A 24,204-nucleotide genomic window follows, 5' to 3' on the forward strand; every position below is an offset into this window, starting at 1 on the left:
CAGACGTATTGGATATAGAACGAAATGCACGGCAATTTAAGCTGGATGGTAAACGGGAAAGGGCATATCCACGAGTTCTTAAAATGAGCAAAAACAAGTTTCCGGTTAGACCAAAGAAAAATGCCGTTCACTCTTAAGTGAACGGCATTACGCCAAAGCGGGATTTTTTATCTCTGTTAACCTTTTAACACGGCATCGAAACTGGCCTTTAAAATGCCAAGCCCCGCTCCGAGCTGCTCATCTGGCACTGTCAATGGCACCAAAATCCGCAGCACGTTACCGTAGGTGCCGCAGGAGAGAAGAATCAGTCCTCGGTTTCTCGCCTCTGCTAAGATTTGCGCGCAATACTGAGGTGCTGGTTTACCATCCTCCATCAATTCAATGGCGATCATCGCCCCTAAGCCGCGCACATCGGCAATTTGTGGATGTTCGACTTGCATGGTATTTAACGCCGACTTAATCCGCTCGCCAATCGCATTGGCACGCTCAAGCAGCTTTTCCTCTTCAAACACCTCAAGTACGGCAAGCGCCGCCGCACAGGCCAGCGGGTTACCGCCGTAGGTGCCGCCAAGGCCCCCGGGGCCAATGGCATCCATGACTTCAGCTTTACCCGTAATACCTGAGAGTGGGAAGCCACCAGCAATGGATTTCGCAAAGGTGGTGATATCAGCGCTCACGCCCATTTGCTCCATCGCGAAGAAGGTCCCCGTGCGACCCGCCCCCGTTTGCACTTCATCGGCGATCAACATAATACCTTCACGGTCGCAAAGCGCGCGTAAACGCTGCATAAAGGCTGGCGAAGCGGCATAAAACCCGCCTTCGCCCTGCACTGGTTCGAGAATAATTGCGGCAATATCACTCGGCTCGGCATCATTTTTAAAGATACGTTCGATAGAGGCCATCGCATCATCATCGGACACGCCGTGTAGCGCACAGGGAAACTCAGCGCGGAACACATTCGCCGACATTAACCCCATGCCTTTACTGTAAGGCGCGACCTTTCCCGTTAATGCCAGTGCCGCCATAGTGCGACCATGATAACCCGAGGTAAAGGCAATCACGCCCGCCCGCTTAGTATATGCTCGAGCAACTTTAACTGCATTTTCAACCGCTTCTGAGCCGCTGGTGAATAAGGCCGTCTTCTTGGCAAAATCCCCCGGCACTAACTGATTCAGTTTTTCACAGACTTGAATATAGCTTTCATAACCCAGCACCATAAAACAGGTGTGGGAGAAGTCCTCAAGCTGCGCCGCAACAGCCGCCTTAACCTTAGGATGTAAATGCCCAGTGTTGAGCACAGCAATACCACCCGCAAAGTCGATAAACTCTCGACCTTCAACATCCCACACACTCGCGTTTTCAGCGCGGGCAGTAAAAATTGGGTGAATTTGACCCACTCCACCAGCTACAGCGGCTTGGCGACGTGCCATTAATGAATCATTAGTTGTGCTCATTTTGTGTTCCTTACTTGCATTCCCAACTTGCTGAAGTCGCATTGCCTGTCAAGCGTCAGTCACTTAAACAGACATACAGATATATTTGATTTCTAAATATTCTTCGATACCGAACTTAGAGCCTTCTCGGCCGAGCCCTGAGGATTTCATTCCGCCAAACGGCGCGACTTCGGTGGAGATCAACCCAGTGTTGACGCCTACCATGCCGTATTCCAATGCCTCGGCCACTTTCCACACTAAGGAGATATCACGGCCATAAAAATAAGCCGCTAACCCAAACTCGGTATCATTGGCTTGCTTAATCACATCGTCCACATCGGTAAACTTAAACAGCGGCGCCAGTGGGCCAAAGGTTTCTTCACGGGCCACGCGCATACTGCTATCGACATGCGTCAGTACCGTGGGCTCGAAGAAGTTGCCGCCTAAGCTATGGGGCTTACCGCCCGCGACTACTGTCGCCCCTTTACTGAGCGCATCCTCAAGGTGGCTCTGGACTTTTTCTACCGCCGCGCGATTGATAAGCGGTCCCGTAGTGACGCCTTCAGTAATCCCCTCGCCCACCTTTAATTTGCCCACGGCAATGCTGAGCTTGCGAGCAAATTCATCATACACACCCGCTTGGACATAGATGCGGTTAGCGCAGACACAGGTTTGCCCCGCATTGCGATACTTAGCGATCATGGCGCCTTCGACCGCCGCATCGATATTGGCATCGTCGAATACGATAAATGGCGCATTACCGCCTAATTCTAAAGATAATTTCTTCAGAGTCGGCGCGCATTGCTCCATCAACTTAATACCCACTTGGGTCGAGCCAGTGAAAGACAACTTACGCACAGTTGGGTTGCTACACATCTCATTACCAATTCCGATAGCATCACCGGTGATCACACTGAATACCCCAGCGGGGATCCCGGCGCGCTCGGCAAGCACGGCTAAGGCTAATGCGGTAAAAGGTGTTTGCGGCGCAGGTTTCACCACCATAGTACAACCGGCAGCCAGTGCTGGCGCGGCTTTACGGGTGATCATCGCCGCAGGAAAGTTCCAAGGGGTAATGGCCGCAGTCACGCCCACGGGCTGCTTGATCACCATGATACGTTTATCGCCCTGATGCCCAGGAATCGTATCGCCATAGACGCGTTTCGCTTCTTCGGCGAACCATTCGATAAAGGAGGCGGCGTAGGTGACTTCCCCCTTAGCTTCGGCAAGGGGTTTGCCCTGCTCAGTGGTCATCATTAGCGCTAAGTCATCACTGTTTTCATTGAGCAATTCAAACCAGCGACGCAGCTTGGCACCACGCTCTTTTGCGGTAAGTGCTCTCCATGCTGGCAATGCCGCTTCGGCTGCCGCAATCGCCGCTTGAGTTTCGGCTTGCCCCATCACAGGGACACTGGCGATCACCGCGCCCGTCGCCGGATTGGCGATAGCGACAGTTTCTTTTGACTGCGCATCGCACCACTGACCATTGATATAACATTGCTGACGCAGCAGACTCGGGTCTTTTAACAACACTGGAAATTCCTCTCGCTGCGAGGTAATGCCTTACCTCGTATAAAAAATTCAAATAAATTAAATACCTAATTTGTCTCTTAGACTGTAATACCATGCTCCCAACGCACTAAAAGGCACACGTAAGGCGTGTCCGCCGGGGAAGGGATAATGGGGCAGCGCCGCAAAAGCATCGAAACGCGTGGCTTGACCATTGAGCATTTCGGCAATTAACTTGCCTGCCAAATGGGTATAAGTAACGCCATGGCCGCTACAACCCTGTGAGTAATAGATATTTTTACCAATACGGCCGACCTGTGGTAGGCGCGATAAGGTCAATAAAAAGTTACCCGTCCAAGCATAATCAACCTTAACCCCTTTTAACTGTGGGAAGGTTTTGAGCATATTCGGGATAATCAGGGATTCAATATCCGCAGGATCGCGGGCACCATACACTACACCACCGCCGTAGATCAGGCGCTTGTCACCAGACAGCCTAAAATAATCAAGCAGATAGTTACAATCTTCGACGCAGTAGTCTTGGGGCAACAGACTTGCAGCCAGCTCTTCATCCAAAGGCTCTGTGGTGATCACTTGGGTACCGCAAGGCATAGACTTGGCTTGTAATTCTGGCATAAGTTTACCGAGGTAAGCGTTACCTGCCACCACCACAAACTTGGCTTTTACACTGCCCTTAGCGGTGTGTACGACAGGACTATCGCCTTCATCGACCCGCAGCACCGCTGAGTCTTCAAAAATCTTGCCGCCGAGGGATTCTACTGCACGGGCTTCACCCAAGGCTAAATTCAGCGGGTGAATATGGCCGCCGCTCTTGTCCAACATACCGCCGACATAGCGCTCAGTATTTACCACAGTTCGAATGCCGTTTGCATCGAGCATCTCAAGCTTGCCAACATGACCATGGCTTTCCCATAACTGCTTTTGATGGCGTAAATGTCCCATCTGCTTTTCGTTCATCGCCGCAAATACGCCGCCATCTTTTAGATCGCAGTCAATGTTGTACTTAGCAATACGTTCACGGATGATGCGTCCGCCCTCGAAGGCCATTTGACCAAAGAGCTTGGCTTGTTCTTTGCCAACGGTTTTTTCAATGGTATCAATGTCACGGCTATAGCTGTTGACGATTTGTCCGCCATTACGCCCCGAGGCTCCCCAACCAATTCGCGCCGCTTCGAGCACCACCACACTAAAACCCGATTCGAGTAAATGCAGTGCGGCAGACAGGCCTGTATACCCCGCACCAATCACACAAACATCGGCTTCAATCGATTCCTGTAAACGCGCGCGCTCAACCTTATCGTTGGCCGATGCCGCATAATATGATCCAGTGTGAGGTATGGCTGACATGATGTTCCCTTGATTTTTATGTTCATTATTTTAAACAACTATCACATCCTACACCTTCAAATCGGGAAACACTAGCCATAAAAGCACAATAATTTACACAATGTTTGATATTTCAAACATTGTGTCCTTTATGTCTTAAACAGATTTGAAAATTGAGTGTAGAGGTACAGATAAGAAGACTTGGCGGGAAGAGAGAAGGATGGCCTTTGGTATTAAGGCCATCCTTTTTCACTCGAGATTTCGACTCAGTGCTTGCTCACTCTGCTCTTGAATCTCAGCACTGGAATCCCCGCTTATTTGTGTATGTTAGTACACGTTAGTTAAGCGGCATTCGTTCACGTTTTTCGGCGCGTCTTGCCATATACCACGACAGGAAGGCAATTAACGACACGCACAGAATGATAAGTGTTGCCAAGGCGTTGATCTTAGGCGATACCCCCAAGCGCACCGAGGAGAACACCACCATAGGTAAGGTCGTCGCACCGGGGCCTGAGGCAAAGCTTGCAATCACTAAGTCATCGAGTGACAGGCTAAAGGATAACAACCACCCCGCCACTAATGCCGGCGAAATCATAGGCACAGTGATCAGGAAGAAGGTCTTAAGCGGTGTTGCACCAAGATCCATTGCCGCCTCTTCGATTGACATGTCTAACTCACGCAATCTTGAAGACACCACCACAGCCACATAGGCCGCACAGAAGGTCGAATGGGCAATCCATACAGTCACCATGCCGCGCTCTTTCGGCCAACCTAAAAGATCTGCCAAATGCACAAATAGCAGCAGTAATGACAAACCCGTGATGACCTCTGGCATAACCAAGGGCGCTGTGATCATATTTGACAAAGTGAGCTTGGCCCATGAACGCTTAAACCGCGTCATCACAAAGGCAGCCATAGTGCCGATAATCACCGCCATAGTGGAGCTGTAAAACGCAATTCTTAGGCTGGTCCATACGGCATCGAGGATCTGCTGATCGGCAAATAGCTCGCCGTACCACTTAGGTGAAAAACCGCCCCACACTGTCACAAGCTTGGATTCGTTAAAAGAATAGATCACTAGAATCAGCATAGGCGCGTATAAAAAGAACAACCCAAACCACAGCATTACAGAAGAAAAACTCAGCTTTTTCATAGGTCTTTCTCCAAACTACGTGCTTGATAGCGATGGAATAAGGTAATAGGAATAATCAGTAGTGCCAGCATCACAATCGCCAGTGATGAGGCCATAGGCCAATCACGGTTATTGAAGAATTCCTGCCACAACACTTTACCTATCATTAACGAATCTGGACCGCCGAGCAGTTCAGGGATCACAAACTCGCCGACTGCCGGAATAAATACCAACATCGATCCAGCAATCACCCCACTTTTGGATAAAGGAAAAGTAATTTTCCAGAAAGTGTTAATCCGGCTTGATCCTAAATCCGAAGCAGCCTCAATCAAGCTCATATCTAACTTCACTAAGGTCGCATACAGCGGCAAGATCATAAAGGGCAAATAGGCATAGATAATCCCGATATAGACCGCGATATTGGTGTTCAAGATTTGCAATGGCTCAGAAATGACACCTAACCACATCAATGTGTTATTGATAATCCCCGTGTTACTTAAGATCCCCATCCAGGCATAAACGCGGATTAAGAACGAGGTCCAAGAAGGTAGCATCACCAATAACAACAGCACAGTTTGCAACCTTGCTGGCGCACGGGCAATGGCATAGGCCATAGGATAACCAATGATCAAACAACCAATGGTTGAAATGAGCGCCATTTTTAATGAGCTGAGATACGCGGTGTAATACAGCGAATCATCTAGCAACATCAAATAGTTACCCAAATGCAGGAAGATATTTAGTACATCATCTGCATATTGAAAAGTCGCCTCATAGGGCGGAATTGAAATCGCCGCCGTAGAGAAACTAATTTTAAGGACAATGGCAAAGGGCAAGGCGAAGAACAGCAATAGCCAAGTATAAGGTAGACTTATCGTCCAGAAGCGTCCTTTAAGCCATTTAAGTTTGGACTTTATCTTCATGATCTTAACACCACGCCACTGGTGTCCTCCCAACTGATAAACACTTCATCATCCCAGGTTGCATGGTCGGCGCGGCGTTCACGGTTTGTCATACTGCATTGCACAATCTGACCATTTTCAAGGCGAATGTAGTACACCGAGATCCCACCTAAATAGGCTATATCATGCACTATGCCCTTAGCCCAGTTGTATTCACCTTCAGGTTGTTCACGGCTGATAATGGTTTTCTCTGGGCGGACAGCGAGCCATACGTGCTTTTCTTCAACACTGGTGGTTACCCCGTAACCCACATAGAAAGGCTGTACTAAATCATTGGGTTTAATGATGAGGTGGTCGACTTCGTCCACTTCAATCTCACCGCCAAAGAGGTTCACTGAACCGATAAATTCGGCAATCATGCGACTATTTGGACTCTCGTAGATATCCATAGGAGAGCCGGTTTGAGCTATCCAACCATCACTCATAATCGAGATCCGGCCCGCCATGGTCATGGCCTCTTCCTGATCATGGGTCACCATCACACAGGTCACACCAACACGTTCTAGGATTTCAACCACTTCCAACTGCATCTGAGTACGCAGTTTTTTATCTAGCGCACCCATGGGCTCGTCAAGCAATAATAATTTCGGACGTTTTGCCAAAGATCGAGCAAGGGCGACCCGTTGGCGCTGACCACCAGAAAGCTGATGCGGTTTACGTTTCCCGTATTGCTCCATATGTACCAACTTGAGCATTTCCTGTACGCGTTGCTCAATTTCAGCTTTCGGTAATTTGTCTTGCTTTAAACCAAAGGCGATATTTTGTGCCACTGTCATATGGGGAAATAGCGCATAGGATTGGAACATCATATTGATCGGACGTTCATAAGGCGGTAGATCGGTAATATCTTCACCATCGAGAAAAATCCGCCCAGAGGTCGGTCTTTCGAACCCCGCGAGCATACGCAACAAGGTAGACTTACCCGAGCCTGAGCCTCCAAGTAAGGCAAAAATTTCGCCTTTATTGATCGTCAATGATACGTCGTCAACTGCACGCACATCATCAAACAGCTTACTGACCCGCTCAATCTTAAGCAGGACTTTTTCTTGCGTCTTTGTAGTGGGTTTATTGGTGACGCCCGAGGTGCTTGCCATAGTACTTCTCCACCCGAGTATTGATGTGATAACACATTCAACACTTGAGATTTACACAATGAATTAATGAATAGAGATTTAATCTTGAAGACTTAATGTCCAAAGGAGCAGCCATTGTCTTGTTTATCAAAAGGGGCAAGCTGTGCTTGCCCCATGTCGATTATTGGCCAGATTTCACTTTGGTCCAGACGCGAGTTAATACACGTTGGATTTTCAATGGACGAATTTCGCCAATATACAATTTATCTAATACTTCTTTTGGTGGATAAATCGCTGGGTCATTGCGAATCGCTTCATCGACTAAGGGCTGTGCAGGATCGTTAGGATTTGCGTAAGCCACATAGTTAGAGATAGGTGCAATCACCTCAGGGCGAAGTAAGTAGTTGATAAGCTTGTGAGCATTTTCCACGTTAGTGGCGTCTGCTGGGATGGCTAACATATCAAACCACAGGTTGGCGCCTTCTTTAGGAATAGAGTAACCAATCTTATTGCCATTACCCGCTTCATCGGCGCGGGCAGCAGCTTGGAACACATCACCAGAGAAACCATAAGCCACGCAAATATCACCATTGGCGAGATCAGAGATATAACGTGATGAATGGAAATACGTCACATAGGGACGAATCTTTTCGAGTAACTCACCGGCTTTTTCGTAATCTTCGGCCTTAGTACTGTTAGGATCGAGCCCAAGATAAATCATCGCCTGTGGCACCATATCATCGGCCGAATCTAACATGGCAAAGCCACATTTAGAGATTTTTTCAGCATATTTTGGGTTAAAGATCAGCTCCATAGAATTTAATGGTGCATCTTCACCCACAGCCGCTTTCACTTTATTGATGTTGTAACCAATACCATTCGTTCCCCAGAGATAAGGGACTGCATATTGATTACCTGGATCGGCCTTCTCTAACAGCTTCATCAGGTCAGCATTGAGGTTTTTAAAATTGGTGAGTTTAGAGCGGTCTAGTGGCTTGAATGCACCAGCCTTAATCTGTTTAGCGAGGAAATGGTTGGATGGGACAACGATGTCATAGCCGCTGCGACCAGATAATAACTTAGCTTCGACGACTTCGTTGCTATCAAACACATCGTAAATCACCCGAATCCCAGTTTCTTTTTTGAAGTTTTCTAAGGTGTCTTCTGCAATATAATCAGACCAATTATATACACGCACAACTTCTTCAGCTTGAGCAGCTACGCTGGCAAGTGATCCTGCGGTTACTAGCGCCAAAGTCGTCATCTTATTAAATAGCTTCATGCTTTCTCCTTTCTCGGGTAGCAGAATTGCCTTTAACAATTCTGAAATTGTGTCACCGACCATCTGCTCGGTTATTGTTGTTATTCTCGACCAATGCTACACCTTAAAAACCGCATCGGCAGTCTCTACAGCACCATAATGCCTTCATCTCTAGGTCGCTGCAATGAATGGGATTATCAGATTTCATGCCAAATTTATCTATATCTATATTTGCATTAACAAGCATAAAAATAGACTAGTTATCGTAACACCATACATCTTGCAATATTAAGGCAAATGCCTCAAGCCCCTAGGGAAACCGCTGCAACCATCTTACAAAGTTATTAACTAACAGCCAGTTAAAACCAAACTTACAGGTTCAACTTTATGTATTTACTCTTAGGACCCAAGCACCGCACACAGAGACACTAAATGAATGAGCACTCAAAAGAGCAGATAAATCTTCCCTTTATCCAAAGTAAGCACTTAAGGTTAAAAGCACTCTGCACCAAAGTTAAGCAAGCAACCCAAAATGGTGCAGAGAGTTTTTAATCACTGTTTGAATGTTCTCATTGTCAGGCGTCAGAATCCGTTAACAACATGACAATATTGAACAAAAACAGTGCAACCCATGTAAAACATTTTATACACTGAGTAATAAAAATTCTCGCTCCCACGAACTCACCACTCTGCGGAAATTTTCAAGTTCGGCCTGTTTGACGGCCACAAAGCCCGTGGTAAAGGACTCACCTAAATATTCCTTACAGGCATCACTTTCTTCCATCGCGGCTAACGCCTCTTCCAAGGTTAATGGTAAGCAGTGTGGGTTATTGCTCCGGCTTTCATTGGATTTACCTTGAACGGGTGTGGAGGGTTTGAGTCCCTCGACCATACCGATATAACCACAGAGTAAACTCGCTGCAATGGCTAAGTAGCAGTTAGCATCCGCACCAGGTATACGGTTTTCAATACGACGATTTTGAGGTGAAGATTCCGGAATACGTAAACCACAGGTCCTATTTTCAACCCCCCATTCCAAGTTAACGGGCGCAGAGGTTCCCGGTAAGAATCGACGGAACGAGTTAGCATTTGGGGCCATCAAAGGTAGGAGTTCAGGGATAAATTTCTGTAGCCCTGCGATATAACTCAAAAACAACGCACTTTGCGTACCATCTTCGTTGGTAAATATATTTTTACCGGTTTCTTTGTTAATCACACTTTGATGAATATGCATAGCACTACCCGGCTCATCGGTTACGGGTTTTGCCATAAAGGTAGCGCAAACATTATGCTTTAATGCCGCTTCACGTAGAGTGCGCTTAAACACAAACACCTGATCCGCTAGTGATAACGGGTTGCCGTGACTGAAGTTAATCTCCATCTGTGCTGGGCCATCTTCATGGATAAGCGTATCAATATCTAAACCCTGAATTTCGCACCAGTCATACATGTCTTCAAACAGAGGATCGTATTCGTTGGCGGCATCAATTGAAAAAGACTGACGCCCCGCTTCCGGTCTGCCTGAGCGACCAATAGGCGGCTTGAGGGGTAAATCGTGATCATCGCTGCGGCTGGTCAGGTAAAACTCCATCTCAGGTGCAATAACAGGCTCCCAGCCTTTTTCATCATAAAGAGACAGCACTTTTTTCAAGACGTTACGAGGTGATAATTCGATAGGATTGCCCATTCTGTCGTAACAATCGTGGATCACCTGTGCCGTAGCTTCAATTGTCCAAGGCAGCATAAATACTGCATTTTCATCGGGAACGCAGACAAAATCGATATCGGCATCATCGAGCAAACTGTAATAGATATCATCGTCGACAAAGTCACCGGTGACGGTTTGCAGCAACACGCTTTCGGGTAAGCGCATACCTTTTTCATCGAGAAATTTATCTACTGGGGCAATTTTGCCACGGGCGATACCAGTCATATCGCTGATAACACATTCGACTTCTGTGATTTTTCGTTCTTTTAAAAAAGCGATTAGCTTATTCATTTTATTTCACTCGAGTTGTAGCCCTACGACGACACGCATCGCCAAAGGCATTGAATATTGAGAGGTAAAATGGGTTTTCACTTACTTTCCATTCAGGATGCCATTGCACACCGAGGGCAAATTCAGTGGCATCTATCACGGAGAAAGCCTCCACAAGACCATCAGGAGCACAAGCTTCTGGCCGCAACCCCATCCCAAGGCGCTCCACGCCTTGAGTATGCACAGAGTTAACCTCTGCAGAGTTACGGCCCCAAGCCTCGTAAATGACCCCCCCAGGCTCCACAGTAATACTGTGGGATGGCCCATATTGCACCTCTAACGAGGCCTCTTTATCTTCTCTATGTTCAATAAAACCGCCCACTTCGTGTAACTTCTGGTGCAGACTGCCACCAAAAGCCACGTTCATTTCCTGAAAACCGCGACAAATCCCAAGCACGGGGACTCCCGCAGCAATGGCAGCTCGAATAAGTGGTAGTGTCGTAGCGTCACGCTTAGGATCGTGGTGAGTACCCGCTTCACTCGGTACCCCCGCATAAAGGTGTGGCTCAACGTTAGAGGGCGAACCCGTAAACAGAATACCGTCAAGTCTTGCCAGAATGGCTTCGATAGGTTGGTCCGCGCCTAAGGATGGGATCACAAGTGGCCACCCCTTAGCACCATTTACCACACCTAATAGGTATTTTTCGCCAACAATATTAAAAGGGTGTGAACCCAATCGTTGGTTACACGCAATAACACCAATAAGGGGTAACAGGGTAGACATAACTCACCTTCCAAGCATTTATTCACGAGTACAATGAACAAGTTAATTTTTAATGTTCATTTTTTCACACAGTACACCGAAATTTAACCTCAGGCAAGAGGTTAAACACTTGTTAATGATAGTTTGATTTAAATGCGTAATTTTCAGTTTTAATACAGAAACTTAAACTAACAATCTTTGTTTTTTGATGACAAAACAACCACCAGCAGTATTGTTAGGATAAAAATTAGCCAAAGATAAAGACTGAAAACCTAAGTTCATTTGAAAAATATTATTTACACTTTGAATGATATATTACAATCCAAAGCCGGACTAATATGGTGAGTAACTGGTGGGTTCTCAAAGATAACGCTACCCTAGGCAATCTAGGACAGCGTTACGCAATTAGAAATTAGCAGGGGTTGTAGCACTGATCAGCCGACAAGGCTCATCGAAGGGATTGCGAAATCGATGGGGTAGCTCACTATTAAAGTAATAGCTATCACCCGCTTCTAAGATATATACCTCGTCGCCAACGGTAAGCTCGAACTTACCTTCAATCACCATGGCAGCTTCTTCACCTTCGTGTTTCAGCATTTCCTCGCCCGTATCCGAACCCGGTGGATAGGTTTCACTCATCACCGACATGGCACGATTGGGAAAATCACGACCAATCAATTTGAATTCTAATGGCCCAGTACCTATGTTGAGGAGTTCATCGGAGCGATATACCACTTTTTGCTCACACTCAATTGAAGCTTCAATTGAGAAAAAATCGACTAAAGACATAGGGATACCCGACAATACTTTTTTCAAAGAACTGACGGATGGGCTAACACTGTTTTTTTCGATCATTGAAATCGTACTGTTAGTCACACCAGCACGCTTAGCCAACTCGCGTTGGGATAAGCCTTTCATTTTTCGAACAGTTCTGAGACTGGCTCCAATATCCAAATTTCACATCTCCCCAAAGGATCGGTCGCCCCGATAGATGAAGAACGGTTGTTCAGGATAAACACCATCCCAAACACATTTTAGCCCTAAAAGCGTGAGTTTAATCGCTTCCGTTGTATTCTAGCTAAAAAGTGTGTTAAATAAAACGAACACTTTAAAGCAGTATCACAAAAGTGTGATGAGTATACTGAGACAAGCCCAATTTACAATAAAAACAATTTTTTGGAGCCCTAATGGCCACTAAACCTCCAGTGCACAGTGAACAATACCCTCACTCTTATTATCTTGATACTGCTAAAGAAATTTACGATCACCCTCAACTTGAAGGCAGCATAACGGCAGATGTTTGTATTGTGGGTGGCGGCTTTAGCGGCATTAACACAGCAATTGAGCTAAGACAGCGAGGCTTAAGTGTGGTGTTGCTTGAGGCCAAACGAATTGGCTGGGGCGCTTCAGGACGCAATGGCGGTGAGCTGATCCGCGGTATTGGCCATGACCCAGCGCAATTTATAAACGAAATTGGACAAGAAGGTGTCAGTGCGATCCAGCAAATGGGCTTTGAAGCCGTGGAGATCGTTAGAAATCGGATACAGACCCATGATATCGATTGTGACTTACAAATGGGTTATTGCGATCTTGCGGTGAAGCCTCGACATATGATTGAGCTTCAAGACGAATTCGACAGTCTTAAAAGCCTAGGATATCAGCATGAAATAAAGCTGCTGACCCAATCCCAACTCAGTGAAGTTATCGGCTCAGAATTTTACCAAGGTGCCCTAGTGGATATGGGAAGTGGCCATTTACATCCACTTAACTTGGCCTTGGGCGAGGCTCGTGTTGCCCGTGAATTAGGTGCGCAATTATTTGAATACAGCGCCGCAGAAAAGATTATTTCAGGCAATAAACCGCGAGTATTAACGGCAAAAGGCGAAGTGACTTGCCAATATCTCGTACTCGCAGGCAACGCCTATATTGGCCATAAATTAAATAGCTACATCGGCGGTAAGGTGCTTCCTGCGGGGAGTTATCTACTTGCAACTGAACCACTAACAGAAGCGCAATGCCAAAGCCTTATCCCGCAAAACATGGCATTTGCAGATATGCGAATCGCCCTAGATTACTTCCACTTATCAGCGGATAGACGCTTACTGTTTGGTGGACTTTGTACTTATTCAGGCAAAGACCCAAAGGATATAGAGGCAGCGCTTAGGCCCAATCTTGAAAAGGTATTCCCACAATTAAAAGGCATCCGCATCGATTACGAATGGGGCGGCATGATAGGCATTGGCGCCAACCGTATGCCGCAAATTGGTCGCCTACCAGATGCGAGTAATATTTTTTACGCCCAAGCCTATGCAGGTCATGGCGTAAATGCCACCCACATGGCAGCTAAACTCCTAGCCGAAGCCATTTGTCAGCAAGCAGGATATTTTGATGTATTCGCCAAGATTAAGCATATGACCTTCCCTGGCGGCCCCACATTCCGCTCGCCTATGCTGGCTGCGGGTATGCTGTACCACAGGTTTAAGGACTTATTCTAAGGTTTGCCCTGTCGTTGGATAAACGAGCAAGTATCCAACGACCTATAGGGCGCGGGTTAATTTAATCCGCCTACGCCGCCTTGCCCACAGAATAAAAGGCAGTGAACCAAGATAATGCACGATTAACGCCACTAACACGCCAAAACCGATACCACTGGCGGTTAACGGGATGCCAGGCTTAAAGTTAACAATAGTCTGCTCTAAATATTCAAAACGAGCGGGATTGAACATATAGGCGGTTTTCTCGAAGAGATTCCCCTGCTCAAAAGTCTTCATTCCCTGTTGAAGTGTTTGCAGCAGAGCCAACGTCTGGCGCTTTTGCTCGGCATCCGCCCTGACGCTAGGCTCTTCATTTTGCAAATGGCGGGCGATCATGGTTTCAACATCGTTGAAGTGATACGCCTTAGCCGTGGCCTTATAGCCCTCAACTTGCCATTGGGTCGAAGTATAGAGCCCCGCCAAAAATTGCTGATAATGATCGGCTAATTGGGGGAGTTGCAGCGCCATCACTAAGATAAAGCCGAAGATCAATTTATCGAACAATCTGGTTATCATGACAAACTCCTTGATAAGTCAAAGGACATATCACCGTCAATTGATTGCTGCAAGGTTAGCATTCCGAAGGACAGCACTCCACCTAATATCGTTCAACGCTCGATGGGAAAATCGTTGCGACAGCCCCAGTCAGCCCAAGAACCATCGTAAAGTACCGCATCAGTATGCCCCGCAGCGACCGAGGCTAAGATTAAAATACAGGCGGTAATACCCGAGCCACAGCTAAAAATCCTTAACGGTTTATCGCTAACAAGCCCTTGAAACAGCTTAACCAATTCGACCACATCTTTGATTTTGAAGCCATTGAGCACGTCACCAAAGGGGAGATTGACCGAATGGGGAATATGCCCGCTGCGCACACCAGGTCGCGGCTCACTCACTTGGCCTAAAAAGCGCGCCGATCCCCGTGCATCAATAATCGCACTATCGCTATCATCAAGCTTGGCTAACACAGCCTCAGCATCCATCACCTTCGCAGGCTGATATTCCAGTACAGCAGTCAGTTCCTCACTATCGCTTGCGCCATAATCTATCCCTTCTTCCTGGTAGCGAGATGAGGTGACTCTGTCTTCAGCCATCCATTGAGGTAAGCCACCATCGAGCACATACACACGGTGAAATCCCATTACTTTGAAAATCCACCAAGCGCGCGGAGATGAATAAATACCTTGATTATCATAGATAACAACCACGCTGTTCGGGCTAATACCAAGCTTGGCAATTCCTTCTACAAACTGTTCAAATTTGGGTAAGGCATGGGTTTGAGAAGACGTTTTATCGCAAAAATCCTCTTCCACATCAAAGCGCCTCGAGCGAGGAATACATACAGGCTCTGAATAGACAATCGGCTCTTTGCCCAAAACCACGGCCATACTGGCGTCGAGTAACACTAAATCAGGCGAGGTAAGATGCGCTTCGAGCCATTGGGTACTGACGAGAGGATATTCCATTGGTTGTCCTTATTGTTGTTTTATTGATTCAAATTCAACACCCCATTGCTATTATCTTGCATTAATGGCGTATTGAAGTTTCGCGGGGTATTTTGACAGCAATTTAACCTGAAAACGCCCCCTAAATACTTTCAAAAGATTTAGGCTTAGTGGTGATTCACCTCCACTAAACCAGCTATTTTCTACAGGTGCAACAAGCATTTTTCGATAACTTTGATACTTAACGGCCTATAATCGCTGAATCAAAACTAAGCCAATACGTTGAATAACAATATAAAAAACACGCTCAACTTTAGTTACTGCAAAGGGTAAACCGAGGTAGCGCCAGATAAACCATCATATCTTTAACCCTAGCTCACCAGCTAGCCATCTTCGCCTTCACGACTTCTAGTCTCATAGGTACCGTTTACTCGTTATCTGTAGGTAAAGCGAGAGTCACAATTGTATGTGCACAGCTCAAAATAATTGGCCTCATAATAAAGACTTATGCTATAAGTTACCCCATTAGGAATAGGCTGATATGGACATAAAATGCGTGTTTGCGGTGAGACTAAGGCTAAAATTGAGCAGCGACGTTTTTCGACACTGTTTTTTTTACTGAGTACCTCACTATTATTGTTATTCTTAGTCAGCCATCAAGCTAAAGCTCAAGAAAGTCAAAATGTTATACAAAACTCCTCATCTCAGACTGTTACCTTAGCAGCCGAAGACAGTTGGCCCCCATTTGCAAACCAGTTTGGCCAAGGCATTTCTCATCGACTGATCGAAGCCGCATTTAAACAAGCTCACATTGAGGTCAATAGTCTTGTTGTGCCCTACAGCCGAGCCTTGATGATGGCCGAAAAAGGGGCTGTCGATGGAGTATTTAATGTCACAAGAGAAGCCAGTACCGAGCAGCGATTTGTGTTTGGTAATACACCTTTATTTATTGCCAAAGCCTCTTTTTACCAACGAAAACAGCGTCCGTTAATTGCAGAAAATAAATGGAAAATCCCAAAAGGTAGCATTATTGGGGTGATAAAAAGCTATGAGTATGGCGATGAATTTCCTGAATTAGTCAAACAACGCCAACTCAATCTCGTCACCGTCGCCACCCAACAACAACTAATCAATTTACTGCTGATTGGCCGAATCGATGCTGCTGTTATGTTTGATCTTGTCGCACAAGAAAAACTGCAAAACATGGGGGTAACCGATGAAGTGATTGCCGCATTCAATAACCACAGCAGTAATATTTATTTAGCTTTCTCTAAACAAAACCCCAAATCCACATTATTAGCCCAAGCCCTTGATCAAGGCTTAGCCATACTTAAAGAAAATGGCCAATATCAGCAATTGCTGAGTGCTAACTAATCACCGCTTCCAGCTTTGCAGTTAACTCCCCACACTCTGCCCTTGAATGCGAATAATCTCTTGATTAACCCAATTTAATAGCTGTTTAATTGCCTTAGATAAAATCTGATTTTGGCGCACAATATAGCCTAGGCTTGTACTTGGAAAATCCGGCAGTGGTGTCACCTTACTCTTTAAGTTTGTCTTAGTGTAAATGGAAAACTCAGGCACAATAGCCACCCCAAAACCAGCCTCAGCCCAATCGATTTGAGCATCAACACTGCCGACTTCCATAATCCGATAGCGAGGCAAATTTAAGCTAGGTAAGGCGGGATCAAGCAGCTCGCGGGTACGGGTATCGTGCCCAAGTAAAATCAAGGTAGGTTGCTCCGCTAATGGCATATCATCACGCCCTTGACTCTGCTGCCATAGCGCTAAATTGTTCCCAAGTGCGCACCATTTGATTTGCTGCAACTCAGTAAAATGTAGCGGCTGACTTTCCTTTTGAGCGATAACAAAACCTAAATCCGCCTCGGCATTGGTGACCAGTTCCGAAGCTTGAAACGAAGTCGTATTAAGCAGGGAAAAATCAATCCCGGGGAATTCCGCTTTAAACAATTGAAAAGGCTGAATTAACAAAAAGCGAGAAATGATGTCGCTAGCCGCTATGGTTAAGGTACCTTGGCTAAGATCGTTGATGGCATTGAGATCCGCCTGACACACTTGCAACTCCATCAAGGTCTTCTGGCTGCTCTCGAGCAAACGGAACCCCGCCTGAGTTAACCTAAACGGATTGCGTTCAATCAACTTCACCCGCGTGTTCTGCTCAAGTTGTTTGATATGTAGGCTGACATTGGGCTGTGTCATATGCAGCGCCGCAGCTGCTTTACCAAAGTGTTTACACTCAGCCAATGTCACAAAGGTTTTTAGCCAATGAAGTTCGAGCATTGCTTTTATCTCCATCCATCATTCCCAATTGCGTCATGATATATGACTTTCTTATCGATGCGATAACTATAATTAATTTCTCTTATTCGATAACGGGGTCTAGCATAACCGCTTAATTCCTGTGGAGATGATGTTATGCCGTCTATCGTAGTTGTGGGTGCAAATTGGGGTGATGAAGGCAAAGGCCGCATCGTAGATTATTTAGCCGCTGATGCTGCTGCGAGTGTTCGCTTTCAAGGCGGTAACAACGCAGGCCATACAGTCGTAAACGACTATGGCACCTTTAAATTACACCAATTACCTAGCGGTATTTTCAATCCAAACTGCGTTGCAGTACTTGGCCCAGGCATGGTGATCAGCCCTGAAAAACTCAGTGTTGAGATCGCCGAAGTCGAAGCGGCTGGCATTGAAGTTAAATTATGCATTTCTGACCGCGCAACCCTTTGCTTACCGATCCACGCACTGGAAGATACCTTAGAAGAACAACGCTTAGGCGATCTGGCCTACGGTTCAACCCGTCAAGGTATCGCTCCCGCCTATGGCGATCGTGTGATGAAAAAAGGCATTCTGGTTGGTTGGTTAAAGCAACCCGAAGTACTGCAAGAGCGCATTCAATTTATGCTTGATTGGAAGCTACCACAGTTAAAGGCGCTCTATCCAAGCTGTGACTTCTCCCAAACTGCCGCCGAAATGACTCAGTGGTTATTAGATGTCACCACGCCATGGCGTCCCTTTATCTGTAACGTGACAGAGCCATTAAAAGCGCTGCAAAAACAAGATGCTAACTTACTGTTTGAAGCGCAATTAGGCGCAGGTCGTGACTTAATTTACGGTGAATATCCGTACACAACCTCTTCTAACGTAACAGCGGCTTTCGCAGGTTTAGGCAGTGGCTTACCCGCACTGCGCCCAGAGCGCATCATTGCCGTAGCCAAAGCCTTTAGCTCATCTGTCGGTACGGGTACTTTAGTTACCGCGATGGAAGAGCAGGATGACTTCCGTAAAAACGCCAACGAGTTTGGTGCGACTACGGGTCGTCCACGTGATATGGGTTACTTCGATGCCGTTGCTACTCGTAATGGTGTTGAGCTGCAAGCAGCAACTGAAATCGCCCTGACCAAGATTGACTGCCTGACAGGCATGAAAGATCTCAAGATTTGTGTTGCCTACGACGGTGAGCACACTGAGAACCCAATTTGGCCACAAACAGCTGCATTAAGCCCAGTGTATGAGCAAATGGAAAGCTGGAGTGAAGACATCACCACTTGCCGTACCTTCGAAAGTCTGCCAAAGGCTGCACAACATTATGTTGAACGCATCGAAGCCCTCATGGGCGTGCGCGTCAGCATGGTGTCAGTTGGACCTGAGCGCGATCAAATGATCATTCGCTAACGCATCGATTACCCTACAAAAAAGCCATATTCGTTTCGGCGAATATGGCTTTTTACTTTTGCTTTTTATACTCATCCCCCATTCCAATGGGACTGAGCGACTCTCTTGGGTTTTGTTTCACAAAATAAACCGCTAGACTGCGCTCAAATGAATAATCCTATATCGATGATTTTATGCCGCAATTTAGCCCGACTTATTCTTTTCCTGTGCAAATTTACTACGAAGATACCGACTTTTCTGGTGTGGTGTATCACCCGAACTTTTTGAAATACTTCGAGCGCGCCCGTGAGCATGTGATTGGCGCCGAGCGTTTACGCGAGCTCTGGCAACAGCAACAATTAGGTTTCGCCGTGTATCGCAGTGATATGTTGTGCCACGAAGGCGTGGAATTTGCCGACATCATCGATATCCGCACTAAGTTCTACTTTGAGAGTAAATACCGCACTGTATGGCTGCAGGAAATTTGGCGACCCAACGGCAAAAAACCTGCGGTTACGGCCACCATTGAAATGGTCTGTATGAATCAAGCGCGACAACTCGCGCCGATGCCAGCAGAGTTAATAACTCAATTAAGCTTAGGAATGTGACCCCATATTGACGCAAAGCATTTTGGGAGCAGGACGAAGTCGATGCCAGTGCATCTCAAGCTCTACTGCCCGCATTGGCTTGGCGTAGCATATGCCTTGAATCCGATCGACGCCCATCTTGACTAAGAAATTAAGCACCTCTTGGGTTTCGACGCCTTCGACCGTTACCTCATAACCGAGTTTTTTAGCAATATTAATGCTGGCCTCAAGGATATATTCAGAGGGTTCGTTCGGTTTCAGATCCTCAAGAAATGCTTTATCAATCTTCACTTCGTTTGCAGGTAAATGTTTTAAATAAGCGAGGGAAGAATGACCTGTACCAAAATCATCGATGGCGAGTTTTACCCCAAGGCTGCGGATTTGCGCTAAGGTATCAACGGCTTTATTTAAATCTGCCATCAAAGTACTCTCAGTAATTTCAATCATTAAGCATTCTGGCGGTAACTGGTAATGCTTTAGGCGCGCATCGATTTCATGGGGTAAGGTTTCACTATCGAGATCGCGAGTCGATAAATTCAACGCAACACAAACAGAAATCCCCGCTAATCGCCATTTTACCTGCTGCTGGAGCACTTGTTCTAAAGCCCAATGGCTAACGAGATCGATCATACCCGCGCATTCGGCAAGTGGGATAAATTCCCCAGGAGAAACCAATCCTAGCTCTTCATGTTCCCAGCGGATTAATGCCTCGACCTGAGTGCATCCGCCTGAAGCAACATCCTGCTTAGGTTGGTAAACCATGTATAAATGATTGCGTTGTAAACCATTAGGCAAGCTATCAATAATCTTTAATTCTCGCAGCTGGCGAATATCGTCATTCTCACTGTAACAGGCTATTTCAATTCGAGTTGAACGGGCTTTTTTGAGTGCTAAATCGAGTCTTCTGAGCATATTACTCACGTCGGCATGGTGCTGCGCTAATTGCAAACAGCCAATTTGTAGGCGCACACTGACTGGCGTATCCTTAATTTTAAAGGGTACCTGCAAGCGACCACGTAAATGCAGCAACGACTCCTGCGACAAACTCTGCTCATAATAGAGAAAAAACTCATCACCATTTAAGCGGGCAATCAGTTTCGGCTTTAGGCTTAAGCCAGTTAACCGATCGGCAAACTGTTTTAGCAAAATATCGCCAAACACAAACCCAAAAAGATCGTTCACATAGCGAAAACGATAAATATCAATAAGTACTAAAGTACCTTGTGTGATAGGCATTAACGAAGCCAGTGCGCGTTTAAGCCCAACACGATTATTTAACCCTGTCAGCTTATCTTTGCCCATGCCCGCTGGCAGTGCAGCGAGCATCTCATTTAAGGAATGATACAGGGACGCATACTCTTGCGGCACATCTGCAATATTAAGTGGGCTTCGGTCAGTCTTTTGCTTTTCAAGTTGAGGGCATAACTGTGCTAAGAATTGCTGCTGTTGGCGCAATGCTTGGGATCTTGTGCGTAAAAGAAACAGCACGGCGATCAAAACGATAACCAACGCTAAACTGATAAACTCCAGAATAACCATATCTAGGCCTCAATCTTACAGCGTAAGCTAATGACCAATATTTCCTCACCATAGGACAAGATTAATTTCCTTCTAAGCCCTAGGATTACTGGTAACTTTCTTTGATTGAATGGAATTTATCCATAAATTCATCACTTGCTAAGTCATTCGCCGAGACGGGCAATCCACGGCTAACAAACACATCCATCCGCTGCTCAAAATCAGCTCCTGCGCGTAACTCGCCAGTGTAGAATGCCGCGGCACGGATAAAATCTAAGTAGGTAACATGGTCGGGTAAATAGGGCAAATCAGCCCATCGCTCAACCACTTCCATCACCTCTGGTGCAAAATCCCAACTTTTTAACACGGCACGACCTAAAGGGCCTTGCATTTTACGTACTAAAGAACGCAATTGCTCAATACTGGTAAATAACTCAGGATGGGCCTCCGCCTCGGTGAGCACAGGCAAAGCACCGATATTATGGACTAAACCTGCAAGGGTTAAAGTGTCTAAATTTAACTGGCTAGGACGACGCTTATTGTACATCTGCAATATGGCACAAGCCGCAGCCGTCACATCGATAGAAGTACGCCAAACCTCATCCATCACTTCCCACACCATTTCATTGGTGGAAATAAATAGCTGCTCCATCGCCACTGATGTCGCAATACTCTTAATTTGGATTAAGCCAATGCGGGAGACTGCGCTATTAATACTCTCGGCGGGAATCCCACGACTATACAAGGCACTGTTGGCCACTTTAATAATACGCGCCGAAATGGCCGCATCTTGACCAATCACCTCAGCCACTTGCTTAAGACTTGCATCTGAGCGGCTCACCACTTCTTGCACCCGCATGGCGACTTCAGGCAAGGTTGGCAATACTAAGGCATCATCTTTTAATTTTTTAAGTAATCCGACTAACAGTAGATGTTCAGTAGACATCTTCGCTCCCATCAATCTGCAAACATAAAGCGGTAATAGTTGGAGTATATCAGTTGACGATCATTTGATGGGCAGAAAAAAGCATCAGACGTTAATTATTTGTATGACGCTGTTATCAATTTAGTCTCACGACAAAACATTTTACGCTTTGATATCTCAGATTAAGTTAAAGGTGAAAATCAATGGAAACACACAAATGGATTCATGGTCTCGCACGATCGTCAGAGTAAGAATGGTAGGTATATTCGTAAAACGCGAACTATACCTAATCTTAGACGTAGCAATTTGCATAACCCTACTTTGATTGTGTAAAATGCCGCCCCCGCGCACTGCGCCTCCATCTACCAACCAATTCGAGAGTCATTATGTTTAAACCAGAGTTGTTATCTCCCGCTGGGACGCTGAAAAACATGCGTTACGCCTTTGCCTATGGTGCAGATGCCGTGTATGCCGGTCAGCCGAGATACAGCCTAAGGGTACGTAATAACGACTTTAAAATGGAAAACCTCGCAACGGGTATCGAAGAAGCCCATGCGTTAGGTAAAAAGCTTTATGTGGTGAGTAACATTGCCCCCCACAACGCTAAGCTCAAAACCTATATCAAGGATATGGAACCCGTAGTGGCGATGAAGCCCGATGCGCTGATCATGTCAGACCCAGGTTTAATCATGATGGTACGTGAGGCCTTCCCTGAGCAGGTGGTGCATTTATCGGTACAAGCCAACGCCATTAACTGGGCATCGGTCAAATTCTGGCAGACCCAAGGCATTAAACGGGTGATTTTATCCCGCGAATTATCCTTAGATGAAATCGAAGAAATTCGCCAACGTTGCCCCGATATCGAGTTAGAAGTGTTTGTCCACGGCGCCCTGTGTATGGCCTACTCGGGCCGTTGTTTGCTGTCGGGTTACATCAATAAGCGCGATCCAAACCAAGGCACTTGCACTAACGCCTGCCGTTGGAAATACGATGTGCACGAAGCGCAGCAAACTGACTCTGGCGATATCATTGCCACCCCCAATGCGGTGCAAATCGAGACGCCGACCTTAGGCGCGGGTCCTGCGACCGACCAAATCTTCCTGCTGCAAGAAGCCAATCGCCCCGGTGAATATATGCCAGCGTTTGAAGATGAGCATGGCACTTATATCATGAACTCTAAGGACCTGCGCGCAATCCAACACGTTGAGCGTTTAGCCAAGATGGGTATCGATTCGCTTAAGATTGAAGGTCGTACTAAGTCGTTCTACTATGTGGCCCGTACCGCCCAGCTATACCGTCAGGCCATCGACGATGCCGCCTCAGGCAAGAGCTTCGATCGCAGCTTAATGAACCAACTAGAAGGCTTAGCGCACCGCGGCTACACCGAAGGTTTCTTACGTCGCCATGTACATGATGAATACCAAAACTACGACTATGGCTACTCGGTTAGCGATACCCAACAATTTGTCGGTGAATTAACCGGTAAACGCAATCTGGCTGGCCTTGCCGAAATCGAAGTGAAGAACAAATTCTCTGTCGGTGATAGTGTTGAATTAATGACGCCGCAGGGCAATATCAGCCTTACTATCGAACAACTCGAAAACCGCAAAGCCGAAGCGGTTGAAGCGGGATTAGGTTCGGGCCATACCGTTTACTTGCCCGTGCCGAAAGAGGTTGATCTGAACCACGGCATTTTACTGCGTAACCTGCCTCAAGGTCAGGATACCCGTAACCCACACGAAGCAGGCTAAGGCATGGCATTACTGATCGACGACAGCTGCATCAATTGCGACATGTGTGAACCTGAATGCCCAAATCAGGCCATCACCATGGGGGAAGAAATCTATGAAATCGACCCAGACCGCTGCACCGAATGCGTAGGCCACTACGATAAGCCGACCTGCGTCTCCGTCTGTCCGATTGATTGTATTGACCCAGACCCTAACCGCGTCGAGTCCCACGACGAGCTGTTGGTCAAATTTGCCATTCTCACGCAAAAAATTTGAGTGAGTGTCAGCCGTTTAAACTTAACAAAAAGCCCCGCAATGTAAGCGGGGCTTTGTTT

Annotated in this window: 21 protein-coding genes and 1 pseudogene; 7 read left to right on the top strand and 15 right to left on the bottom strand. The window is 46.5% G+C overall.

The window, feature by feature from the left end; translation table 11 throughout:
- Positions 1 to 137, top strand: a pseudogene (locus tag SHEWPOL2_RS22895) (IS4 family transposase); the annotation flags it as partial.
- 39 nt (positions 138 to 176) lie between these two features.
- Here SHEWPOL2_RS22895 and gabT read toward each other — a convergent pair.
- The 10 genes from gabT to SHEWPOL2_RS12060 form a co-directional block, all read right to left on the bottom strand.
- Complete coding sequence (gene gabT, locus SHEWPOL2_RS12015) at positions 177 to 1,454, bottom strand: 4-aminobutyrate--2-oxoglutarate transaminase (RefSeq protein ID WP_037428533.1); 1,278 nt, start codon at positions 1,452 to 1,454, stop codon at positions 177 to 179.
- 63 nt (positions 1,455 to 1,517) lie between these two features.
- Positions 1,518 to 2,966: an NADP-dependent succinate-semialdehyde dehydrogenase gene (gene gabD / locus SHEWPOL2_RS12020; RefSeq protein WP_037428535.1), complete on the bottom strand. Its 1,449-nt coding sequence runs from the start codon at positions 2,964 to 2,966 to the stop codon at positions 1,518 to 1,520.
- 57 nt (positions 2,967 to 3,023) lie between these two features.
- On the bottom strand, positions 3,024 to 4,310 hold the full coding sequence (locus SHEWPOL2_RS12025) for an FAD-binding oxidoreductase (protein ID WP_037415423.1): 1,287 nt from the start codon (positions 4,308 to 4,310) through the stop codon (positions 3,024 to 3,026).
- A gap of 316 nt (positions 4,311 to 4,626) precedes the next feature.
- Positions 4,627 to 5,442, bottom strand: a complete 816-nt coding sequence (locus SHEWPOL2_RS12030) for an ABC transporter permease subunit (protein ID WP_037415420.1) — start codon at positions 5,440 to 5,442, stop codon at positions 4,627 to 4,629.
- The gene (locus SHEWPOL2_RS12035) at positions 5,439 to 6,344 is read right to left on the bottom strand and encodes an ABC transporter permease subunit (protein ID WP_037415417.1); all 906 of its coding nucleotides are present in this window, start codon (positions 6,342 to 6,344) and stop codon (positions 5,439 to 5,441) included. Before SHEWPOL2_RS12035 ends, SHEWPOL2_RS12030 begins: the two co-directional genes overlap by 4 nt.
- The gene (potA, locus tag SHEWPOL2_RS12040; RefSeq protein WP_037428537.1) at positions 6,341 to 7,477 is read right to left on the bottom strand and encodes a polyamine ABC transporter ATP-binding protein; all 1,137 of its coding nucleotides are present in this window, start codon (positions 7,475 to 7,477) and stop codon (positions 6,341 to 6,343) included. The genes SHEWPOL2_RS12035 and potA overlap by 4 nt, the downstream gene beginning before the upstream one ends.
- A gap of 160 nt (positions 7,478 to 7,637) precedes the next feature.
- Positions 7,638 to 8,738, bottom strand: a complete 1,101-nt coding sequence (locus SHEWPOL2_RS12045) for a polyamine ABC transporter substrate-binding protein (RefSeq protein WP_037415411.1) — start codon at positions 8,736 to 8,738, stop codon at positions 7,638 to 7,640.
- Between the two features lie 622 nt (positions 8,739 to 9,360).
- Positions 9,361 to 10,716, bottom strand: coding sequence for a glutamine synthetase family protein (locus SHEWPOL2_RS12050; protein ID WP_037415407.1), 1,356 nt, complete (start codon positions 10,714 to 10,716; stop codon positions 9,361 to 9,363).
- Between the two features lies 1 nt (position 10,717).
- Positions 10,718 to 11,479 carry a gamma-glutamyl-gamma-aminobutyrate hydrolase family protein gene (locus tag SHEWPOL2_RS12055; protein ID WP_037415404.1) on the bottom strand — a complete coding sequence of 254 codons (762 nt, stop codon included), beginning with the start codon at positions 11,477 to 11,479 and terminating at the stop codon, positions 10,718 to 10,720.
- A 384-nt stretch (positions 11,480 to 11,863) separates the two neighbouring features.
- Complete coding sequence (locus SHEWPOL2_RS12060) at positions 11,864 to 12,412, bottom strand: cupin domain-containing protein (RefSeq protein WP_037415400.1); 549 nt, start codon at positions 12,410 to 12,412, stop codon at positions 11,864 to 11,866.
- A 233-nt stretch (positions 12,413 to 12,645) separates the two neighbouring features.
- On the opposite strand from SHEWPOL2_RS12060, the gene SHEWPOL2_RS12065 reads away from it, so the two are divergent.
- Positions 12,646 to 13,953: an FAD-binding oxidoreductase gene (locus tag SHEWPOL2_RS12065; RefSeq protein ID WP_037428538.1), complete on the top strand. Its 1,308-nt coding sequence runs from the start codon at positions 12,646 to 12,648 to the stop codon at positions 13,951 to 13,953.
- Positions 13,954 to 13,995: 42 nt separating this feature from the next.
- Here SHEWPOL2_RS12065 and SHEWPOL2_RS12070 read toward each other — a convergent pair whose 3' ends face one another.
- Complete coding sequence (locus SHEWPOL2_RS12070) at positions 13,996 to 14,508, bottom strand: DUF2937 family protein (protein WP_037428541.1); 513 nt, start codon at positions 14,506 to 14,508, stop codon at positions 13,996 to 13,998.
- A gap of 92 nt (positions 14,509 to 14,600) precedes the next feature.
- On the bottom strand, positions 14,601 to 15,458 hold the full coding sequence (locus SHEWPOL2_RS12075) for a sulfurtransferase (RefSeq protein WP_037428542.1): 858 nt from the start codon (positions 15,456 to 15,458) through the stop codon (positions 14,601 to 14,603).
- Between the two features lie 531 nt (positions 15,459 to 15,989).
- Here SHEWPOL2_RS12075 and SHEWPOL2_RS12080 point away from each other — a divergent pair.
- A complete protein-coding gene (locus SHEWPOL2_RS12080; RefSeq protein ID WP_037415389.1) occupies positions 15,990 to 16,811 on the top strand; it encodes a transporter substrate-binding domain-containing protein in 822 nt (273 codons plus the stop codon).
- A 21-nt stretch (positions 16,812 to 16,832) separates the two neighbouring features.
- Here the strand turns inward: SHEWPOL2_RS12080 and SHEWPOL2_RS12085 are convergent, their stop codons facing one another.
- A complete protein-coding gene (locus SHEWPOL2_RS12085) occupies positions 16,833 to 17,738 on the bottom strand; it encodes a LysR family transcriptional regulator (protein WP_037428544.1) in 906 nt (301 codons plus the stop codon).
- Between the two features lie 135 nt (positions 17,739 to 17,873).
- Here SHEWPOL2_RS12085 and SHEWPOL2_RS12090 point away from each other — a divergent pair, with 135 nt between their 5' ends.
- Together SHEWPOL2_RS12090 and SHEWPOL2_RS12095 are read left to right on the top strand one after the other, a co-directional pair.
- On the top strand, positions 17,874 to 19,130 hold the full coding sequence (locus tag SHEWPOL2_RS12090) for an adenylosuccinate synthase (protein WP_037428546.1): 1,257 nt from the start codon (positions 17,874 to 17,876) through the stop codon (positions 19,128 to 19,130).
- Positions 19,131 to 19,303: 173 nt separating this feature from the next.
- Positions 19,304 to 19,717, top strand: coding sequence for a thioesterase family protein (locus SHEWPOL2_RS12095; RefSeq protein WP_037428549.1), 414 nt, complete (start codon positions 19,304 to 19,306; stop codon positions 19,715 to 19,717).
- Here SHEWPOL2_RS12095 and SHEWPOL2_RS12100 read toward each other — a convergent pair.
- The gene (locus tag SHEWPOL2_RS12100) at positions 19,706 to 21,235 is read right to left on the bottom strand and encodes a bifunctional diguanylate cyclase/phosphodiesterase (protein WP_037415378.1); all 1,530 of its coding nucleotides are present in this window, start codon (positions 21,233 to 21,235) and stop codon (positions 19,706 to 19,708) included. The genes SHEWPOL2_RS12095 and SHEWPOL2_RS12100 overlap by 12 nt on opposite strands.
- An 85-nt stretch (positions 21,236 to 21,320) precedes the next feature.
- Positions 21,321 to 22,160: an HDOD domain-containing protein gene (locus tag SHEWPOL2_RS12105; protein ID WP_037415376.1), complete on the bottom strand. Its 840-nt coding sequence runs from the start codon at positions 22,158 to 22,160 to the stop codon at positions 21,321 to 21,323.
- A 365-nt stretch (positions 22,161 to 22,525) separates the two neighbouring features.
- Between SHEWPOL2_RS12105 and yegQ the strand changes: the two genes are divergently transcribed.
- Positions 22,526 to 23,890, top strand: a complete 1,365-nt coding sequence (gene yegQ / locus SHEWPOL2_RS12110; protein ID WP_037428551.1) for a tRNA 5-hydroxyuridine modification protein YegQ — start codon at positions 22,526 to 22,528, stop codon at positions 23,888 to 23,890.
- A gap of 3 nt (positions 23,891 to 23,893) precedes the next feature.
- Positions 23,894 to 24,145, top strand: coding sequence for a YfhL family 4Fe-4S dicluster ferredoxin (locus tag SHEWPOL2_RS12115; RefSeq protein WP_011621854.1), 252 nt, complete (start codon positions 23,894 to 23,896; stop codon positions 24,143 to 24,145).
- Positions 24,146 to 24,204 lie beyond the last annotated feature (59 nt).

This window comes from Shewanella sp. POL2 (assembly GCF_000282755.1).
Taxonomy (GTDB): domain Bacteria; phylum Pseudomonadota; class Gammaproteobacteria; order Enterobacterales; family Shewanellaceae; genus Shewanella; species Shewanella xiamenensis.

Excerpts from the sequence above, each read along its gene's own strand:
- gabT (WP_037428533.1), bottom strand. The coding sequence starts at position 1,454 with ATGAGCACAACTAATGATTCATTAATGGCACGTCGCCAAGCCGCTGTA.
- SHEWPOL2_RS12025 (WP_037415423.1), bottom strand. The coding sequence starts at position 4,310 with ATGTCAGCCATACCTCACACTGGATCATATTATGCGGCATCGGCCAAC.
- SHEWPOL2_RS12030 (WP_037415420.1), bottom strand. The coding sequence starts at position 5,442 with ATGAAAAAGCTGAGTTTTTCTTCTGTAATGCTGTGGTTTGGGTTGTTC.
- SHEWPOL2_RS12035 (WP_037415417.1), bottom strand. The coding sequence starts at position 6,344 with ATGAAGATAAAGTCCAAACTTAAATGGCTTAAAGGACGCTTCTGGACG.
- potA (WP_037428537.1), bottom strand. The coding sequence starts at position 7,477 with ATGGCAAGCACCTCGGGCGTCACCAATAAACCCACTACAAAGACGCAA.
- SHEWPOL2_RS12045 (WP_037415411.1), bottom strand. The coding sequence starts at position 8,738 with ATGAAGCTATTTAATAAGATGACGACTTTGGCGCTAGTAACCGCAGGA.
- SHEWPOL2_RS12050 (WP_037415407.1), bottom strand. The coding sequence starts at position 10,716 with ATGAATAAGCTAATCGCTTTTTTAAAAGAACGAAAAATCACAGAAGTC.
- SHEWPOL2_RS12055 (WP_037415404.1), bottom strand. The coding sequence starts at position 11,479 with ATGTCTACCCTGTTACCCCTTATTGGTGTTATTGCGTGTAACCAACGA.
- SHEWPOL2_RS12065 (WP_037428538.1), top strand. The coding sequence starts at position 12,646 with ATGGCCACTAAACCTCCAGTGCACAGTGAACAATACCCTCACTCTTAT.
- SHEWPOL2_RS12070 (WP_037428541.1), bottom strand. The coding sequence starts at position 14,508 with ATGATAACCAGATTGTTCGATAAATTGATCTTCGGCTTTATCTTAGTG.
- SHEWPOL2_RS12075 (WP_037428542.1), bottom strand. The coding sequence starts at position 15,458 with ATGGAATATCCTCTCGTCAGTACCCAATGGCTCGAAGCGCATCTTACC.
- SHEWPOL2_RS12080 (WP_037415389.1), top strand. The coding sequence starts at position 15,990 with ATGCGTGTTTGCGGTGAGACTAAGGCTAAAATTGAGCAGCGACGTTTT.
- SHEWPOL2_RS12085 (WP_037428544.1), bottom strand. The coding sequence starts at position 17,738 with ATGCTCGAACTTCATTGGCTAAAAACCTTTGTGACATTGGCTGAGTGT.
- SHEWPOL2_RS12090 (WP_037428546.1), top strand. The coding sequence starts at position 17,874 with ATGCCGTCTATCGTAGTTGTGGGTGCAAATTGGGGTGATGAAGGCAAA.
- SHEWPOL2_RS12095 (WP_037428549.1), top strand. The coding sequence starts at position 19,304 with ATGCCGCAATTTAGCCCGACTTATTCTTTTCCTGTGCAAATTTACTAC.
- SHEWPOL2_RS12100 (WP_037415378.1), bottom strand. The coding sequence starts at position 21,235 with ATGGTTATTCTGGAGTTTATCAGTTTAGCGTTGGTTATCGTTTTGATC.
- SHEWPOL2_RS12105 (WP_037415376.1), bottom strand. The coding sequence starts at position 22,160 with ATGTCTACTGAACATCTACTGTTAGTCGGATTACTTAAAAAATTAAAA.
- yegQ (WP_037428551.1), top strand. The coding sequence starts at position 22,526 with ATGTTTAAACCAGAGTTGTTATCTCCCGCTGGGACGCTGAAAAACATG.
- SHEWPOL2_RS12115 (WP_011621854.1), top strand. The coding sequence starts at position 23,894 with ATGGCATTACTGATCGACGACAGCTGCATCAATTGCGACATGTGTGAA.